The 16,444-nt window shown below is 69.5% G+C and carries 18 protein-coding genes; 6 read left to right on the top strand and 12 right to left on the bottom strand.

Annotated elements, in window-relative coordinates; translation table 11 throughout:
* Positions 1-98 precede the first annotated feature (98 nt).
* The 8 genes from KTR66_RS00200 to KTR66_RS00235 form a co-directional block, all read right to left on the bottom strand.
* Positions 99-1,265 carry a Bcr/CflA family multidrug efflux MFS transporter gene (locus tag KTR66_RS00200; RefSeq protein ID WP_213609167.1) on the bottom strand — a complete coding sequence of 389 codons (1,167 nt, stop codon included), beginning with the start codon at positions 1,263-1,265 and terminating at the stop codon, positions 99-101.
* Positions 1,266-1,274: 9 nt separating this feature from the next.
* A complete protein-coding gene (locus KTR66_RS00205) occupies positions 1,275-1,715 on the bottom strand; it encodes a cupin domain-containing protein (RefSeq protein WP_213609169.1) in 441 nt (146 codons plus the stop codon).
* Between the two features lie 462 nt (positions 1,716-2,177).
* On the bottom strand, positions 2,178-2,879 hold the full coding sequence (locus KTR66_RS00210; protein WP_213609171.1) for an ABC transporter ATP-binding protein: 702 nt from the start codon (positions 2,877-2,879) through the stop codon (positions 2,178-2,180).
* Positions 2,879-3,634 carry an ABC transporter ATP-binding protein gene (locus KTR66_RS00215; protein ID WP_213609173.1) on the bottom strand — a complete coding sequence of 252 codons (756 nt, stop codon included), beginning with the start codon at positions 3,632-3,634 and terminating at the stop codon, positions 2,879-2,881. Before KTR66_RS00215 ends, KTR66_RS00210 begins: the two co-directional genes overlap by 1 nt.
* Positions 3,627-4,550, bottom strand: a complete 924-nt coding sequence (locus KTR66_RS00220; protein WP_249731744.1) for a branched-chain amino acid ABC transporter permease — start codon at positions 4,548-4,550, stop codon at positions 3,627-3,629. Before KTR66_RS00220 ends, KTR66_RS00215 begins: the two co-directional genes overlap by 8 nt.
* Positions 4,547-5,467, bottom strand: coding sequence for a branched-chain amino acid ABC transporter permease (locus KTR66_RS00225; protein WP_213609175.1), 921 nt, complete (start codon positions 5,465-5,467; stop codon positions 4,547-4,549). Before KTR66_RS00225 ends, KTR66_RS00220 begins: the two co-directional genes overlap by 4 nt.
* A gap of 117 nt (positions 5,468-5,584) precedes the next feature.
* Positions 5,585-6,784: an ABC transporter substrate-binding protein gene (locus KTR66_RS00230; protein ID WP_213609177.1), complete on the bottom strand. Its 1,200-nt coding sequence runs from the start codon at positions 6,782-6,784 to the stop codon at positions 5,585-5,587.
* Between the two features lie 35 nt (positions 6,785-6,819).
* Entirely contained in the window at positions 6,820-7,602 is a 783-nt protein-coding gene (locus KTR66_RS00235; RefSeq protein WP_213609179.1) for an alpha/beta hydrolase fold domain-containing protein, read from the bottom strand.
* Between the two features lie 45 nt (positions 7,603-7,647).
* Here KTR66_RS00235 and KTR66_RS00240 point away from each other — a divergent pair, with 45 nt between their 5' ends.
* The 4 genes from KTR66_RS00240 (at position 7,648) to KTR66_RS00255 (ending at position 10,876) form a co-directional block, all read left to right on the top strand.
* Positions 7,648-8,193 (top strand): nucleoside 2-deoxyribosyltransferase, encoded by a 546-nt coding sequence (locus tag KTR66_RS00240; protein ID WP_213609181.1) that lies wholly within the window; start codon positions 7,648-7,650, stop codon positions 8,191-8,193.
* A gap of 88 nt (positions 8,194-8,281) precedes the next feature.
* Positions 8,282-8,716, top strand: a complete 435-nt coding sequence (locus KTR66_RS00245) for a DoxX family protein (RefSeq protein WP_213609183.1) — start codon at positions 8,282-8,284, stop codon at positions 8,714-8,716.
* Positions 8,717-8,719: 3 nt separating this feature from the next.
* The gene (locus tag KTR66_RS00250; RefSeq protein ID WP_213609185.1) at positions 8,720-9,829 is read left to right on the top strand and encodes an OpgC domain-containing protein; all 1,110 of its coding nucleotides are present in this window, start codon (positions 8,720-8,722) and stop codon (positions 9,827-9,829) included.
* Between the two features lie 63 nt (positions 9,830-9,892).
* Positions 9,893-10,876, top strand: coding sequence for a tripartite tricarboxylate transporter substrate-binding protein (locus KTR66_RS00255; RefSeq protein WP_213609187.1), 984 nt, complete (start codon positions 9,893-9,895; stop codon positions 10,874-10,876).
* A gap of 165 nt (positions 10,877-11,041) precedes the next feature.
* Here the strand turns inward: KTR66_RS00255 and KTR66_RS00260 are convergent, their stop codons facing one another.
* The gene (locus KTR66_RS00260; protein ID WP_213609189.1) at positions 11,042-11,830 is read right to left on the bottom strand and encodes an enoyl-CoA hydratase-related protein; all 789 of its coding nucleotides are present in this window, start codon (positions 11,828-11,830) and stop codon (positions 11,042-11,044) included.
* Between the two features lie 130 nt (positions 11,831-11,960).
* On the opposite strand from KTR66_RS00260, the gene KTR66_RS00265 reads away from it, so the two are divergent.
* The gene (locus tag KTR66_RS00265; protein ID WP_213609191.1) at positions 11,961-12,650 is read left to right on the top strand and encodes a DUF1194 domain-containing protein; all 690 of its coding nucleotides are present in this window, start codon (positions 11,961-11,963) and stop codon (positions 12,648-12,650) included.
* Here KTR66_RS00265 and KTR66_RS00270 read toward each other — a convergent pair.
* Positions 12,631-13,629 (bottom strand): hypothetical protein, encoded by a 999-nt coding sequence (locus tag KTR66_RS00270; RefSeq protein ID WP_213609193.1) that lies wholly within the window; start codon positions 13,627-13,629, stop codon positions 12,631-12,633. The genes KTR66_RS00265 and KTR66_RS00270 overlap by 20 nt on opposite strands.
* A 61-nt stretch (positions 13,630-13,690) precedes the next feature.
* Here KTR66_RS00270 and KTR66_RS00275 point away from each other — a divergent pair, with 61 nt between their 5' ends.
* Positions 13,691-14,521, top strand: a complete 831-nt coding sequence (locus KTR66_RS00275) for an intradiol ring-cleavage dioxygenase (RefSeq protein WP_213609195.1) — start codon at positions 13,691-13,693, stop codon at positions 14,519-14,521.
* A gap of 51 nt (positions 14,522-14,572) precedes the next feature.
* Here KTR66_RS00275 and KTR66_RS00280 read toward each other — a convergent pair whose 3' ends face one another.
* Entirely contained in the window at positions 14,573-15,892 is a 1,320-nt protein-coding gene (locus KTR66_RS00280; protein WP_213609197.1) for a TRAP transporter large permease, read from the bottom strand.
* On the bottom strand, positions 15,885-16,439 hold the full coding sequence (locus tag KTR66_RS00285) for a TRAP transporter small permease subunit (protein WP_213609199.1): 555 nt from the start codon (positions 16,437-16,439) through the stop codon (positions 15,885-15,887). Before KTR66_RS00285 ends, KTR66_RS00280 begins: the two co-directional genes overlap by 8 nt.
* Positions 16,440-16,444: the final 5 nt, after the last annotated feature.

The raw sequence follows: 16,444 nt of genomic DNA on the forward strand, positions 1-16,444 counted from the left end.
CCTCCCTCAACAAGCCCATATCTTGAAGGGGTCCACGGGGCCTGTGGCCCCTGGCAGGGAGGGTCCGGGAGGGACAGCGTCCCTCCCGGGGCGCGCCCCTACCCCCGCAGCAGGGTCCGCGCGGCGAGTGCTGCGCTGCCGGCGAGGGCGATGGTGAGGCTCATCGGCAGGGCGGTGCCGTCATGCAGGGCGGAGAGGGTGGCGCCGGCCAGGGCGCCCATGCCGAATTGGAGTGTGCCGACGAGGGCGGAGGCGGTGCCGGCCATGTGGGGGAAGGGGGTGATGGTGATGATGGTGCCGAGCGGCAGGGCGATGCCGAGGAGTGAGACGTAGAGGAAGACCATCGCGTATTGCGCGGCGAAGGGGGCGTGCAGCGCGGTGAGGGCCGCGAGGCTGAGGCCGCAGGCGGCGATGGCGGCGATGGTGGCGTTGAACAGGCGCTCGCGGCCGAAGCGGGTGGCCAGGCGCGCGGAGAATTGCGAAAGCAGGACGAAGCCCGCCGCCGCGCTGCCGAAGAGCCAGCCGTAATGCGCGGGAAGCACGCCGTTCAGCGTGATGAAGACGAAGGGCGATCCCGCGATATAGGCGAACATGCCGGAGATGGCGAAGCCCGAGGCCAGGGCCGCGCCCATGAAGCGGCGATCGAGCAGCAGCCCGCCATAGCTGCGCAGAACGGCGAGGAGGGGGACGCGGCGGCGCCGTTCCTCCGGCAGGGTCTCGTGCAGCATCGTGGCGCAGAGGAGGAGTGCGGTGAGGCCGATCGCGGCCAGCAGCCAGAAGATGGCGCGCCAGCCGAACCAGGACGCCACATAGCCGCCGATGAGCGGCGCCAGGATGGGCGCGACACCCATGACGAGCATGAGGCGCCCCATGAGGCGCACCGGGTCCAGCCGGTCCGACACGTCACGCACCACGGCGCGGGAGATGACCATGCCCGCGCAGCCGGCCAGCGCCTGGAGCAGGCGGAGCGCGATCAGCGCCTCCATGCTGGTGGCGAGCGCGCAGAGGATGGAGGCGGCGGTATAGACGATGAGGCCGGCGAAGAGCGGTCGTCGCCGCCCCAGCCGGTCGGAAAGCGGGCCGTGCAGGAGCTGGCCCGCCGCCATGCCGACGAAATAGGCGGCGAGGGTGAGCTGCACGCCTTCCACGCCACCGCCGAGGCTCGCCCCGATCTCGGGGAAGGCCGGCAGGTACATGTCGATGGAAAGCGGGCCGAAGGCGGCGAGCAGACCGAGGAGTGCCGCCAACCGGCCCGGGGATGTCATGGCATGGGATTAGCCCGGGGGCGGCAGGAAATCCACCTCATGCAGCGCGGAGAGACGGACGACCTCGGCCGGGTCGGGCACGTTGTGGATGGCCTTGAACAGGTCATGCAGCTTGCGGGCGGGCGTCACCCAGAAGAAGGCGCGGGCGGGGGCGCCGCTCTCGTTGAAATAGCCATGCATGATGCCGCGCGGCATGCGCACCAGGTCGCCCGGCTTCGCGAAATGCGTCTGGCCGTCGAGGATCAGCTTCCACTCGCCTTCCAGCATCAGGATGTACTCATCCTGCGTCGGGTGGATATGCGGCGGCACGAAGGTGCCGGGCGGCGAATTGGCGACGAAGGAGAAGCATTCCTCGGTGGACTGCTTCGGGTGATAGACCTGCCCCAGGATATTCCAGGTGACGTCCTCGAAGCCGGTTCCGGCCCGGGTGATGCCTGCGATCTCGGTCATGCTGCCTTGCTCCCTCGGTGGTGGCGGGTGTTGCGGGCAGTCTGCACCAACGGAAACGGGGCGCAAGGCGGAAGGGAGGGCAGCAAGAGCTGTCCCATCACGACATTCACCGCGCACCGGGAACCCGCGTGCGAAGCACGCGGCGCGCCCAAACCGACTTAGCCGCCCGCGCTCCCGCGGCGGCGCGAAGCCAAGCCGGCGGAGGCGGCGCCCGGCGCTTGAGGGCGTCAGAAAACCATTCCGGCCGCAAGGCGGCTGGCGCCGCCCAACCGGGTGCGTGGCCCGGCGCAACAGTGGCGCGGCGAAGCCAAGCCGCCGGAGGCGGCGCCCGGCGCTTGAGGGCGTCAGAAAACCATTCCGGCCGCAAGGCGGCCGGCGCCGCGCAACCGGGTGCGTGGCCCGGCGCAACAGTGGCGCGGCGAAGCCAAGCCGCCGGAGGCGGCGCCCGGCGCCTGAGGGCCATCAAACGTGTAGATACTGTTCGCGCAGATGCGGCGCGGCGGCCAGGGCCGCGCTGTCCCCCGTCCAGACCGTGCGGCCGCGCTCGATGATCACGTGGCGGTCGGCCAGGCGCATCACGGCGCCGAGATTCTTGTCGATCAGCAGGATCGCCTGGCCCTCGCCCTTGAGCTGGTCCAGCACGGCCCAGATCTCGGCGCGGATGAGCGGCGCCAGGCCCTCGGTCGCCTCGTCGAGGATGAGCAGGCGCGGATTGGTCATCAGCGCGCGGCCGATGGCGAGCATCTGCTGCTCGCCGCCCGAAAGGTTGCGCCCCGCATTGGTCCGGCGCTCCTGCAGGCGGGGGAAGAGGGCGTAGATGGCGGCGAGGTCCCAGCGGCCCGGGCGTGCGGTGGCGACCAGGTTTTCCTCCACGCTGAGCGTGGGAAACACCTGCCGCCCCTCGGGCACCAGGCCGATGCCGCGCCGCGCGATGACATGGGAGGGGAGGCCCACCAGCTCGGCCTGGTCGAAGGCGATGCGCCCGCCGGTGACGCGCCCGCCGACCGAGCCGAGCAGCCCCATGATGGCGCGCACGGTCGTGGTCTTGCCCATGCCGTTGCGGCCAAGCAGCGTCACCACCTCGCCGGTTTCGACGGCCAACGAGACGTCCTGCAGCGCCTGGCTCTGGCCGTAGGCGGCGGCGAGGCTTTCGATCCAGAGCATCACGCCACCTCGTCTTCGCCGAGATAGGCGTCCCGCACCGCCGGGTCGGCGCGGATCACCTCGGGCGTGCCATGCGCGATGACGCGGCCTTGGGCGAGCACGGAAATGCGGTCGGCGAGGGCGAAGACGGCGGGCATGTCATGCTCGATGAGCAGGATGGCATAGCGCGCGCGCAACCCGCCCAGGATGCGCATCAGGCGCTCTGCTTCCTCCGCGCCAGTGCCGGCGAGAGGCTCGTCCAGCAGCAGCACGCGCGGCTGCATGGCGAGCGCGATGGCGAGTTCGAGCTGCCGCTTCTCGCCATGGCTCAGCGCCGCGGCGGGCGTTTCGGCGCGGCGTTCCAGGCCGACTTCGGTCAGCGCCGCCATGGCTTCCTCGTTCAGCGCGGCCTCGCTGTTGGCGGGGCGGAAGAAGCGGAAGGAGGAACCGTGGCGCGCCTGCACGGCCAGCGCCGCATTCTCGCGCGCGGTGAAGGAGGGGATGATGCTGGTGATCTGGAAGCTGCGCGCCAGTCCCATGCGCGCGCGCTTGGCCATGCGCAGATGCGTGACGTCGGTTCCGGCGAAGAGGATCTGGCCGGAATCGGGCGCGAGGGTGCCGCTGATCTGGTGGATCAGCGTGGTCTTGCCCGCGCCATTGGGGCCGATCAGCGCATGGATCTCGCCGCGCTTCAGGTCGAGCGAGACGTCATCCGTCACGGTCAGCCCACCGAAGCGCTTGCGCAGGTTCCGAAGCTCGAGGAGAAGGTCAGCCACGGCGCAGCAACCCCGCAATGCCGCCGCGCATGAAGAAGACGCAGAAGATCAGCAGCGGCCCGAAGATCAGCCGCCAATGCTCGGTGAGCTTGGCGAGCCATTCCTCGATCAGCACGAAGGCCAGCGCCCCCATCAGCGCGCCATGCGGCCCGGACAGCCCGCCCAGGATCACCATGAACAGCAAATCGCCGCTGCGCTGCCAGGCGAGATAGGCCGGCGCCACGAACTCCGCCGCATTGGCCAGCAGCACGCCCGAGAGCCCGCCGATGGCGCCCGCGATGACATAGGCCGCAAGGCGATAGGGATAGGGCTCGAAGCCCACGGCGCGGGCGCGCGTCTCATTGTCGCGCGCGGCCTGGAGAACGCGCCCGAAGCGGCTGTGCAAAAGCGCGCGCACCAGCGCCCAGACGGCGATGAGCAGCCCGAGGCAGGTGAAGTGGAAGACGATGCCGCGCTCCAGCGCGCGGGAGCCGAAGACCTCGAGCCGGTTATAGAGGGTGTAGCCGTCATCCCCGCCATAGAGGGCGAGGGAGGAGGTGGTGAAGAAGGCCATCTGCCCGAAGGCCAGCGTGATCATGATGAAATGCACGCCGGAGGTGCGGATGGCGATGGCGCCGGTCACCAGCGCAAACAGCGCGGCCGCGCCGATGCCCACCGGCACCACCATCCAGGCCTCGGTGATGCGGGCATGGTCGAGCACCACCACGGCATAGGCGCCCACCCCCAGCATGGCGGCGTGGCCGAGGCTCACCAGCCCGCCGCCGCCCACGAGCAGCGAGAGCGAGATGGCGGCCATGCCGAAGATCATGGCGCGGGCCAGCAGCGTCAGCGAATAGCCCTGCCCGAAGCCGATGAAGGGCGCCGCCGCCAGGGCCGCGAAGATCGCCAGCGCGATCAGGACATCGGGCCGCTTCAACGCCGCACCGGAAACAGGCCGGCGGGGCGGAAGGCGAGGATCGCGGCCATCACGACATAGATGAGCATGGAGGCCATGGCCGCCCCCGCCTGCCGCGCGGCCGAGGGGTCGAGAAACAGGCGCATCAGATCCGGCATCATGCTGCGCCCGATGGTCTCGACCAGGCCCACCAGCAGGGCCGCGATGAAGGCGCCCCGCACCGAGCCGATGCCGCCGATCACGATCACCACGAAGGCCAGGATGAGCAGGTTGTCGCCCATCCCGGGCTCGACCGAGAGGATGGGCGCGGCCATGGCGCCCGCGAAGCCCGCCAGCATGGCGCCGAAGCCGAAGACCAGCATGAAGAGGCGGCGGATATCCACCCCCAACGCCGAGACCATCGGCGCATTGGTGGCGCCGGCGCGCACCAGCATGCCGACGCGCGTGCGCTCGACCAGGAACCAGAGCAGCCCGGCCGTCGCGAGGCCGGCCACCAGGATGGCGATGCGATAGGTGGGGTAGAGCAGCCCATCCATGATCCGCACGCCGCCGCTGAGCAGCTCCGGCACTGGCATCTGCATGGGTGCGGTGCCGAAGACGGCCTTCACGCCCTGGTTGAGGAAGAGGATGACGCCGAAGGTGGCCAGCACCTGGGAGAGGTGATCGCGCTCATAAAGGTGGCGGAAGACCAGGAATTCCAGCAGCAGCCCGAAGGCGAGGGTGGCGGGCAGCGTGAGCAGCAGCCCCCACCAGAAGCTGCCCGTGAGGGCTGCGAGCGTCGCCCCCAGATAGGCGCCCAGCATGTACTGCACGCCATGCGCCAGGTTGATGAAGTCCATCACGCCGAAGACGAGCGTGAGCCCCGCGGCCACAAGGAACAGCAGGATCCCGAACTGCAACCCGTTCAGCGCCTGCACCAGCAGCAGCGTGGTGTTCACAGCCGCCGCCCCCCGGTGCCCTCCCGTGGCTTTGCCACGGGAGGATGAGCCCAGTTGTCAGAATGCAGAACCAATCCGGGGCCCCCGCGAAATTGCGAAGCGATTTCGTGGGGAGCGCTAGATGCGCCCGGGCATGCGGCACTCGCCGGCCCAGGGGTCCACATTGGCCTCGAGCACGCGGCGGACCGTCTCGGTCTGGAACTTGCCATCGGCGCGGCGCGCCACCTGCAGCAGCCAGAAATCCTGCACGGGGTATTGGTTGACGCCGAAGCGGAAGGGGCCGCGCACGCTCTGGAAATCGGCCGCCGCGATCGCCGCGCGCAGCGCGTTCTTGTCCGAGAGGTTGCCGCCCACGCGCCGCACGGCGGAGTTCAGCAGGTTTGCCGCATCATAGCTCTGCGCCGCATAGGTGGCGGGCACGTAGTTGAAGGCGGCCTCGAATTCCGAGACGAAGCGGCGGTTCACCGGGTTGTCCATGTTGGGCGCCCAGCTGGCCGCGCTGTAGAAGCCGAGTGCGGCCTCGCCCTGCGCCGGCAGCGTCGCCTCATCCACGGTGAAGGTGGAGAGGAAGGGGATATTGGCGAGGCCCGCCTGGCGATATTGCCGCACCAGATTCACGCCGAGGCCGCCCGGCATGAAGGTGAAGATCGCATCCGGCCTGAGCGAGGCGATGCGCGCCAGCTCGGCCGAGAAGTCGAGCTGCGTCAGCGGCACATAGACCTCATCCACGACGGTGCCCTGGAAGCGGGACTTGAAGCCCGCCATGGCGTCGCGCCCGGCCTGGTAGTTCGGCGTCATCAGGAAGACGCGGCGGTAACCCGCATCCTGCGCCGCCTGGCCCATCACCGAATGCACCTGGTCGTTGTTGTAGGAGGTGGTGAAGAAATACGGATTGCAGCCGCGGCCGGCGAAGGTGGAAGGCCCGGCATTGGTTGAGATCAGGAAGGTGCCCGCCTCCGTCACCGGCCGGATGATCGCCTGCAGGATGTTGGAGAAGACGACGCCCACGATGAAATCCACGCGGTCCCGCTCAAGGGCTGCGCGCACCTTGGTGACGGCGACGTCGGGGCGCAGTTCGTCATCGATGACGATGGTCTCGACCGGGCGGCCGCCGAGCTGGTTGTTGAGCTGGCGCATGCCGAGCATCCAGCCGTCGCGCAGCTGGGTGCCGAGGGCCGCCTGCGGGCCGGTCTGCACCGCGACGAGGCCGACCTTGATGGGCGCCCCCTGGGCCTGGAGCACGGCGGGGGCGGCCAGCAGCCCGGTGCTGGTGGCGAGAAGGGTGCGGCGGCGGAACGCCGGAATCTGGAACGCCATCAGCTGCTCTCCCAATGCTTTAAGCTTAAACCATTTCATAGGTGATCGCAGACCTGCCATGCAAGCCTCGCGATTCTCATGGTCAACGGATGCCGCGCCTCGGGCAATGGGTCCAGCACGGTGAAATGATCGAGGCCCGGCAGCGCCTCGCTCGTGCCGGCCCAGAGGGGGGCGAATTCGGCGCTTTGCCGGAGGAATTCCGGGCTTTCGGCGCCGCCCACGACGGCATGGATCGGCCGGCCAGGCGAGGGGAGCAGGGCGGGCGAGAGAGCGCGCGCGGTTGCGGCATCCAGCCCCAGGGCGGTGTTGATGCTGGTCGGGATCAGCGGCTCCAGCCAGAACAGGCCGGAAATGGGCACGGCGGCCGCCACCACCTCCGCCGGCAGATGCGCCAGCAGATGGGCGGCGAGATGCCCGCCCGCCGAATGCCCGGACGCCACCATGGGCCGGCCCAGCCGCGCATGCAGCGCCCGCGCCGCCGCCTCGGCCTGGGATGCGATGGTGGCGAGCGGCACGCTGGGGCAGAGGTCGTAGGAGGGGCAGGCCACCGCCACGCCCTGGGCGACCAGCCCCGCCGCGCAATGGCTGACGGCCGAGCGGTCCAGCGCCTGCCAATAGCCGCCATGGAAAAAGATCACGACGCCCTGGATCTCGGGCGGGAGGAACAGGTCCATCACCTCCCGCGCGCCGGCTCCATAGGCCAGCGTCTCGGGCGGATGGGCCGCACGGAAGGCCGCGGAATCCCGCATCCAGCCCGCGATGATCGCGGGGTGGCCGGGCACGCGGGCACGGTTGTTGTATTCGGCTTCCAGATCCATCCGATCATCATAGGCCGGAAACCGGTTTCCTGGCAGAATGGCCCGATGCGCATCTATCTCGCCGGCCCGGAGGTCTTCCTGCCCGACCCCCTCGCGGCGGGGGCGGCCAAGAAGGCCATCTGCGCGAAGTATGGCATGGAGGGCGTCTTCCCGCTCGACGCACCGGCCCCCATGCCCTCCGGCCCGCCCGACTGGCGGCGCATCCATGCGGCGAATGAGGCGCATATCCAGGGCTGCGATGTGCTGGTGGCCAACCTCACGCCCTTTCGCGGCCTCGCCGCCGATCCGGGCACGGTGTTCGAACTGGGCTATATGCGCGGGCTCGGACGGCCGGTCTTCGGCTACACCCATGTGCCGCATGACTACCGCGCGCGGGTGGCCGGCGCGCGGCATGACGGCCAAGCCTGGCGCGACGCGCACGGCCTCGAGATCGAGGATTTCGGCCTGGCCGAGAACCTCATGCTGGAAGGCGCCATCGCGGCCTCGGGCGGGGTGATGCTGCGTGCGGAGGATGGGCTCGGCTGGCAGGATCTCGCACTCTTTGAGGATTGCGTGGTCGCGGTCCGCCGGAAGCTCGTGGGCGAATTGTAATCCCTGGCCTGGGTAACCCGGCCCCGCATGATGGCGAAACCCAGGCAAGCCCCCGATCCACGGGGGCAGGCACATGCCGAGGGTCCCGATGCCGCAAGCCCGCCACACCACGCTCCTGGTCAATCTGCTGGCCTGGGCCGCCGCGATCTGGATCGCCTATGAGCTGCTCTACTACGAGCAGTTCAAGCTGACCGGCCCGACGCTGATCTTCGACCGCCTTTCCGACTGGTCGGGCATTCCGGAGAAGCCCTTCCGCCTCTTCGTGGCGGGGATGGAGATCGTCGCCGCCATCCTCGTGCTGATCCCGCGCACGCAGGGCTTCGGTGGGCTTTTCGCCGCCGGCATCATGGGCGGCGCCATCTTCTTCCACCTCTTCACGCCGCTGGGCGTGGACCCCTACGAGGATGGCGGCAAGCTCTTCAAGGAGGCCTGCTTCACCTTCTCCATGGGATTGCTCTTGGCCTGGCTGCGACGCGACCAGCTGCTGGCGCTGTTGCCACGCCGCGCGGCCGTTGCGGCCTGACCCGTGACGCCCGCCGCTGTCCCTTCGCGCCCGCCGCGCGACCTGCGCCTCGATGTGCTGCGCGGCTGGATGCAGGTCTCGATCTTCGTCTCCCACGTGGTGGGCACCTGGCTGGCCTGGGGCATTCATGCCGCCTGGGGCCTCTCGGATTCCTCTGAGATGTTCATCCTGCTCTCGGGCATGACGCTGGGCTCGGTCTTCGCGCTCAAGGCGGCGAAGGCGGGGCCCATGGTGGCGCAGAAGGACCTGCTGGGCCGTGCGCTCCGGCTCTACCGGACGCATCTGCTGGTCTTCTTCATGTTCGCCGCGATGGTGCTGCTGGCCGAGATCCTGTTCCAGGTGCCCGATGCCGTGGAGCGCTTCGGTTGGCATTACCTGGTGGAGCACCCCTTCCGCGCCGTGGGCCTCGCCTTCACCGGCCTGTTCCAGCCGGATTTCATGGGCACGCTGCCGGTCTTCGTGGTCGGCATGCTGCTGCTGGGGCCCTTCCTGATGCTGGTGGCACGCTGGGGCATCTGGGCGCTGGTGCCGAGCTTCGCGGTCTATGCCGCGGTCAATCTCGGCTGGATCGCGACGCCGGGGTTGGGGGACACGCTGATCGCCTTCGATCCGCTGGCCTGGCAGTTCCTCTATCTGCTGGGCGGCTGGCTCGGCTGGCGCGCGCTGCATGGCATGCCCCTTCCGCATTCGCCCGTGCTGACCGGCCTCGCCGCCGCCGTGGTGGTGCTGGGCTTCGGCGTGCGCCTCGTGCAGCATGATTTCGTGGCGGGGCCCGATTGGGTGATCATGCTCTTCGAGCACAAGGATGTGCTGGCGCCGCCGCGCCTGCTGCATGCGCTGGCGCTCGCCTGGCTCGTCGCCATGCTGGTGCCGCGCCGGGCGGATTGGATGGAAGGCCTGGCGGGCCGCGCGCTGGCCACCATCGGGCGGCACTCGCTGCGCGTCTTCTGCACGGGGCTGTTCCTCGCCTGGATGATCTCGCGCGCCATGGAGGCGGCGCCGGAGCAGGCGCAGCTCATCGGGCTGCTGCTGATCCTGCCCGGCATCGCCGCCCTCTGGACCGTCGGGCTCTTCTCGGAACGGGCCAAGGGGGGCGCGGTGGCGCGGGCCTGAACGGGGCTTGCCTTCCGGCGCGGGCATTACGACGATGCAAGGCAAACCTGCCGGAGACGTCGCGTGACCCTGCTGACCCGTCGCACCACCCTGCTTGGCGCCGCCGCGCTGCCCGTTGCCGCATCCGCGCAGGAGGCCTGGCCGACGCGCGACCTGCGCCTGATCGTGCCCTTCCCCGCCGGCGGCACCACCGACGTCATGGCCCGCCTGCTGGCGCAGGAGATGGGGCAGCGCCTGGGCCGCACCATCATCGTGGAGAACCTGGCCGGCGCGGGCGGCATGGTCGGCGCGCAGCGCTTCGTGCGGGACGGCAATGACCACACGATGTTCCTGAGCCAGATCGCCTCCAACGCCATCGTCCCCGCCTTGCAGCGCAACGCGGGCTATGACCCGGAGCGCGATTTCCGCCCGATCACGCTGCTGGTGACCGTGCCCAATGTCTGGATCGGCAATGCCACGCGCATGGGCACGCGCGATGCGCGCGACTACATGCGCCGCGTCCGCGCCGACCGCCCGGGCCGGCCCTTCGGCAGCGCGGGCAATGGCACCTCCACGCATCTGACGGGCGAGCTGATCAGCCAGCTCGCCGGCTTGCGCATGCAGCATATCCCCTTCCGCGGCGCGGCGCCGGCGATGACGGCGCTGATCGCGGGCGACATCGACGTCTTCCTCGACAACCTGCCCACCGCGCTGCCCGCCATCCGCGGCGGGCTGGTCGTGCCGCTCGCCGTCACCTCGGCCGAGCGGCTGCCGGAGCTGCCGGACGTGCCGACGGTGAGCGAGCTGGGGGCGGAATTCGGCCTGGCTGGGTTCGAGGCGGTGGCCTGGTTCGGCCTCTCGGCGCATCCGACGATCAGCGACGCGAATCTCGCGCGCCTCGTCGCGGCGGCCGAGGGCGCGATGGCCGATCCGAATCTCCGCCGCCAGCTCGCCGAGCGCGGCACGACGCCGGCCGGCGGCGGGCCGGAGCGCTACGGCGCCCTGATCCGCAGCGAGCGCGAGCGCTGGGCCCGGGTGGTGCGCGAGGGGAACATCCAGGCCGATTAAGGGCCTCGCTGCGCGGCTGATTCACGCCTTTGGTCTTTGACCAAAGACGATCAGACGCGTTGCCGAGCGGCTGATTCACGTCTTTGGTCTTCGACCAAAGACGATCAGGCGCGTTGCCGAGCGGCTGCTTCACGCCTTTGGTCTTCGACCAAAGACGATCAGGCGCTACGGCGCCCAGCGCGGCTTGCGCTTCTCGCGGAAGGCGGCGAGACCCTCGCGGCCCTCGGCACCCGCGCGCTGCATCCAGCTCTCATTGGCGAGTGCGGCCATCTGGTGCTCGCTCAGCATCAGGCCATTGGACTCCAGCAGGCTCGTCTTGGTGACCGCGATGCCGGCGGGCGAGGAGAGCAGCATGGCGCCGATGATCTCCTCCAGCCGCGCCTCGATGGCCTCCGGCGCATGCACCTCATGCACGAGGCCGATGCGCATGGCTTCCTCCGGCCCGAAGCGCTCGCCGGTGATGGCGTAGCGGCGGGCGTGGCGCAGGCCCATGGCGTGGACCATGTGCGTCGAGATCGGCGTGGGGGCGACGCCGACCCGCACCTCGGAAATGCCGAAGCTCGCCTGGGTGGTGGCCAGCGCCACATCCACGCAGCAGGCGATGCCGGTGCCGCCGCCGAAGCAGGCGCCGTGGATCACGGCGAAGCTCGGCTTCGGAAACTCGTTCAGCCGCTGCATGGCGCGCGTCGTCATCATCGAGGACGCGAAGGCCTGCTCGGGCGGCGCGGCCGCGGCCTCGCTCAGCCAGTTGATGTCGGCGCCGGCCTGGAAATGCTTCCCCGCGCCGCGGATGACCAGGCCGCGTACCAGCGGGTCTTCGGCCAGCTGCGGCAGGCCGTCGATCAGCATCTCCAGCATCTCGCCATTATAGGCATTGCCCAGCGCGGGGCGGTTCAGCGTGGCGGTGACGATGCCGCGGGCATCGCGGCTCATCAGGACGGGCGGTTCGGACATCGGCGTGTTCTCCTGGTTGGGGCCGAGCCTCCCGCCGCCAAGCCCCGCGCGCAAGCCCATGCATTTTTCTTGTCAGACGGCCCCGCTTCGCGCGACGAATCGGGCTTCCCGCTCTTGGAGGCATCCCCCGATGGCCATCTCCCGCCGCGGCGTCCTCGTCGCCCCCGCCATGGTCGCGGCCACGCCCGTTGCCGCGCAGGAAACGCTCGACATGCTGCTGGTGTTGGCGATGGACGCTTCGGGCTCCATCGGCGAGGAGGAGTTCCGCCTGCAGCGCGAAGGCTATGCCGAGGCGCTCACCCACCCGCAGGTGGTGGCCGCCATCCGCAGCAAGCGGCGGGGTGCGATGGGCATCGCCATGATCGAATGGGGCAGCCCTGGTGGCTCGCAGACCATCGTGGACTGGAAGCGCGTCAGCGACCTCGCCTCCGCCCAGGCGCTGGCCGATGCGCTGCTGGCCGCCCCCCGCACGCCCCAGACCTACAACGCGATCGGCGACGCCATCCATCACGCGAGCCATCTGCTGCGCGAGGGGCCCTTCACGGCGGAGCAACTGGTGATTGATGTCTCGGGCGATGGGCCGGACCTGCGCAGCTTCCGCCCGGCACCCATCGCGCGGGACATCGTGGTGCGGCGGGGCATGGTGGTGAATGCGCTGGCCATCGCGGTCGCCGGCCAGGTGACGCGCGGCGGCGAGACGCTGGAGGAGCATTACCGCCGCGACGTGATGGGCGGCCCGGGCGCCTTCGTCATCACCGCCGAGAGCCGGCGCGATTTGACGCGCGCGCTGCGCGCCAAGCTCATCCGCGAGATGGCGTAATCCGCCAGGCGAAGCCCTCCGCGCTGGCCTGGAACTCCAGCGTGGCGAGGGGATCGAAGGCGAGCAGCGCGCCGCGATGCAGCTCAGCCCAGGCCCGGAGCAACGGCGCGGGCAGATCCAGGCCGCGGAACAGCGCCGCTGCCGGTTGGTGGGTGACATCGCCCTCGTGCTGCGCCGCATCGCCCTGGGCGGCGGCGAGGGCCAGCAGCAGGCCAAGCCCATCCGTGGCGCCCAGCGCACGCGCCACCTGGTGCGCGTGCTGCATGGCGGTGAGCCGGGCCGCGAGGCCGAGCAGCGCGCCGGCCTCCTCCGCGCCCCATTGGGCCGCAGCCGCCTGCATCACGCTGCGCACATACTCCATCGCATAGCCGCGCTTGGCCTTGGCGAGCCGCTCGGCCGGCCAGCTCGGCGGCAGGGCCGGGGCGGCGGCGGGGTCGAAGCGCGGCATGCGCTCGGCCTGGGTGAAGCGCAGGCGCTCTGCCTCGGTCAGCTCATGGTCATGTTCGAGGTAGTAGCCCTCGAGGCCCGGATATCCTTCCACCGTCTGGCCCGTGCAGACGAAGCCCAAGCGCGGGCAGTTCAGCGAGACGCCGTTCTGTGCGTGCCAGCCGCGCAGCATGGCGATGTTCACCTCGGGCGGGATGCCGCAAATGGCCGTGCCCTGCCAGATCCAGCGCGGCGGCGGATAGCGGATCCAGGCCTTTTTCGGGCTCTCCTCATGGTATTCGACGCCGACGCCGCCGATGGCATTCGACAGGTAGTGATAGCGCGCGGCCGCGATGGCGGGCGGCAGGCCAGAGAGGCCGAGCTTCTCCAACCCCGGGAGGAAGCGCGCCTGCTGCTGCTGACGGAAGACGCGGAAGACCAGCTCCGCCGCCTCGGGCGCGCCGCGGCGGGAAACGGTCATGAGGATGATCCCGGTGAACCAGGCGTGATACCACTCGCCCACCGCCTCCATCGCTTCCGTGCTGGGCTGCATCCCCGTTCCCCCTCTTCCCCTGCGGTGCCAGAATAGCCCGCGAAAGACGGGAGGCCACGCCATGCGCGATTTCGATGAGACCAGCATCACCGACGCCGTGCTGGAGCGGCTTTCCGCAACACCCGATCCGCGTATGCGCCAGGTGGCGCAGAGCCTGGTGCGCCACCTGCACGCCTTCGTGCGCGACGTGGAGCCGAGCTTCGAGGAATGGCAGACGGCCATCGGCTTCCTGACCCGCGTGGGCCAGATGTGCGACGACAAGCGGCAGGAGTTCATCCTGCTTTCCGACACGCTGGGCGTCTCGATGCTGGTGGACGCGATCAACCACCGCCTGCCGGAGGGGGCGACGCCCACCACCGTGCTCGGGCCCTTCTATGTCGAGAACGCGCCGGAGCTGCCGCTGGGGGCCGAGGTGGCGCAGGCGATGAAGGGCGAGCGGCTGCATGTCTCGGGCCAGGTGAAGTCTGCGGGCGGCGGGCCGATCGCCGGCGCCATCGTGGACATCTGGCATTCGGATGAGGATGGCTTCTACGACGTGCAGCGCCCGGCCGAGGAGGAGGCGAGCCTGCGCGCCCGTTTCCGCACGGATGCGGAGGGGCGCTTCCACTTCTGGACGCTGCTGCCGACCTCCTATCCCGTGCCGGATGACGGGCCGGTGGGGGATCTGCTGCGCGCGACCGGCCGCCACCCGATGCGCCCCGCCCATGTGCATTTCATGATCGCCGCGCCCGGCCACGAGACGCTGGTGACGCATGTGTTTGTCGCGGGCGATGAATACCTGGACAGCGACGCGGTGTTCGGCGTGAAGCAGGAGCTGATCGCCGACTTCCCGAAGGCCCCCGAAGGCCACCGCGTCCTGCGATACGACTTCGCCCTGAAGGCGAAGCCCTGATGATTGGGGTCTGGGGCCTTTCGGCCCCAGCCGCCGGAGGCCCTGTTTTTCCTACCGCACCAGCGCGGTGGACAGCACCGGGAAGAGCGCGATCACGACCAGCGCCGCCCCCATCACCGCGATGAAGGGCATGGCCCCCGCGAAGATCGTCTCGATGCCCACCTTGGGGTCAGCCAGGGTCGCCTTCACGGTGAAGACCGAGATGCCGAAGGGCGGCGTCAGCAGTCCCATCTCGACGGCGATGATGGTGATGATGCCGAAGTGGATCAGGTCGAACCCCATGGCCTGGGCGATGGGCGCGCCGATCGGCACCATGATCAGCAGGATCGAGGTGCTGTCGAGGATCATGCCCATCAGCAGGATGACGATGACGAAGGCGGCGAGGAAGCCATAGGGGCCGAGGCCCAGATGCTCCACGAAATCGCCGATGGCATTGGGCACGCCCGCCATGGAGAGCATGCGGGAATAGAGCCCGGCCGCGATCAGCAGGAAGAGGATGGCGGCGGAAACCAGGCCCGTCTCGCGCAGCACGCGCCAGAATTTTTTCGCGTCGAGCCGGCGGCGCACCAGCGCGATGATGAGCGCGCCGGCGGCACCCACCGCGCCCGCCTCGGTCGGCGTGAAGAAGCCGGTGTAGAGCCCGCCCAGGATGAGGACGACCAACGCCAGGATGGGGACGGACTTGCCCAGCATCTCGGCCGTGCCCATCACGGGTTCGTCCTTCAAGGCGGGGCTTTCGGCGTGGGTCATGATGCGGTGCGGCGCGAAGCGCGCATAGGACCAGATCATCACCACGAAGCCGAGCGCGATGATGATGCCCGGGATGACGCCCGCGATGAACATGGCGCCGATCGAGACCTCGGCCAGCACGCCATAGACGATCATGAGCAGCGAGGGTGGGATCAGCATGCCGAGGATGCTGCTGCCCGCCACCGTGCCGGCCGCGAAGCGCATGGAATAGCCATGGCGCACCATCTCGGGCACGGCCACCTTGGTGAAGACGGCGGCCGAGGCGATGGAGACGCCGGTGACGGCTGCGAAGACGGCGTTCGCGCCGACGGTGGCAATCCCGAGGCCGCCCTTCACGCGTCGCAGCAGGTTCTGCGCGACGTCGAATGTGTCCTTGCCCACATCCGAGATGCTGACGAGCAGCCCCATCAGCACGAAGAGCGGGATGGTGGCGAAGAGGTAGTCCTGGATGCCGGAATAGGTGGCGAGTGCGGTGAAGCGGAAAGCCAGGTCCGGGTTCTCGCGGATCAGCCAGACGCCGACGGCGCCGGTCGAGATCAGCGTAATGCCGATGGGCAGGCCCACCACGATCAGCGCCACCATCACGCCGATCAGCGTGAAGCCGAGGGTCACATCATCCATGGCGGGGCAGCATCCGGCGCATTTCGTGGAGGAAGAGGACGAGATAGGCGAGGGCACCCGCGCCGCCGCCCAGCACGATCAGCGCGCGGAAGGGCCAGGTCGGCACGGTGAAGAGGCCCTGCACGCCGAAGAATTCGCGGAGGTTCAGGGAATTCCACATCCCCGGCCAGGCGGCCTGGGCCACGAAGAACATGACGGCGGCGCCGATCAGGTAGAACAGCGCCTCCATGGCGCGGCCGAGGCCCGGCGCCCAGCGCAGGATGCGCTCGATCAGGAAATCGGCCCGCGTCATGCGGCGGTGATAGATGGTGGAGCCGATCTGCAAAAAGACGATGCCCACCACGGAGTGGGCCGCGATCTCGGCCACGCCGGTGATGGGCGCGTTGAGGAAGGAGCGGCCGATGACATCGGCGCAGATCAGCAGCATCAGGCCGAAGGTCCAGATGGTGCCGATGGCGGCGAGGCCATCGAGGATCATCCGGACCGGATCGAAGGGTTGCGGCGCGGCGGCGGCGTCGAGCGCCGCCATGTCGATATCATCAGCCATGGCGG

Source organism: Roseococcus sp. SDR (genome assembly GCF_019083995.1).
Lineage (GTDB): Bacteria > Pseudomonadota > Alphaproteobacteria > Acetobacterales > Acetobacteraceae > Roseococcus.

Coding starts and splice junctions, on each gene's coding strand:
- KTR66_RS00200 (WP_213609167.1), bottom strand. CDS start 1,265: ATGACATCCCCGGGCCGGTTGGCGGCACTCCTCGGTCTGCTCGCCGCC.
- KTR66_RS00205 (WP_213609169.1), bottom strand. CDS start 1,715: ATGACCGAGATCGCAGGCATCACCCGGGCCGGAACCGGCTTCGAGGAC.
- KTR66_RS00210 (WP_213609171.1), bottom strand. CDS start 2,879: ATGCTCTGGATCGAAAGCCTCGCCGCCGCCTACGGCCAGAGCCAGGCG.
- KTR66_RS00230 (WP_213609177.1), bottom strand. CDS start 6,784: ATGGCGTTCCAGATTCCGGCGTTCCGCCGCCGCACCCTTCTCGCCACC.
- KTR66_RS00235 (WP_213609179.1), bottom strand. CDS start 7,602: ATGGATCTGGAAGCCGAATACAACAACCGTGCCCGCGTGCCCGGCCAC.
- KTR66_RS00240 (WP_213609181.1), top strand. CDS start 7,648: ATGCGCATCTATCTCGCCGGCCCGGAGGTCTTCCTGCCCGACCCCCTC.
- KTR66_RS00245 (WP_213609183.1), top strand. CDS start 8,282: ATGCCGCAAGCCCGCCACACCACGCTCCTGGTCAATCTGCTGGCCTGG.
- KTR66_RS00260 (WP_213609189.1), bottom strand. CDS start 11,830: ATGTCCGAACCGCCCGTCCTGATGAGCCGCGATGCCCGCGGCATCGTC.
- KTR66_RS00265 (WP_213609191.1), top strand. CDS start 11,961: ATGGCCATCTCCCGCCGCGGCGTCCTCGTCGCCCCCGCCATGGTCGCG.
- KTR66_RS00270 (WP_213609193.1), bottom strand. CDS start 13,629: ATGCAGCCCAGCACGGAAGCGATGGAGGCGGTGGGCGAGTGGTATCAC.
- KTR66_RS00275 (WP_213609195.1), top strand. CDS start 13,691: ATGCGCGATTTCGATGAGACCAGCATCACCGACGCCGTGCTGGAGCGG.
- KTR66_RS00280 (WP_213609197.1), bottom strand. CDS start 15,892: ATGGATGATGTGACCCTCGGCTTCACGCTGATCGGCGTGATGGTGGCG.
- KTR66_RS00285 (WP_213609199.1), bottom strand. CDS start 16,439: ATGGCTGATGATATCGACATGGCGGCGCTCGACGCCGCCGCCGCGCCG.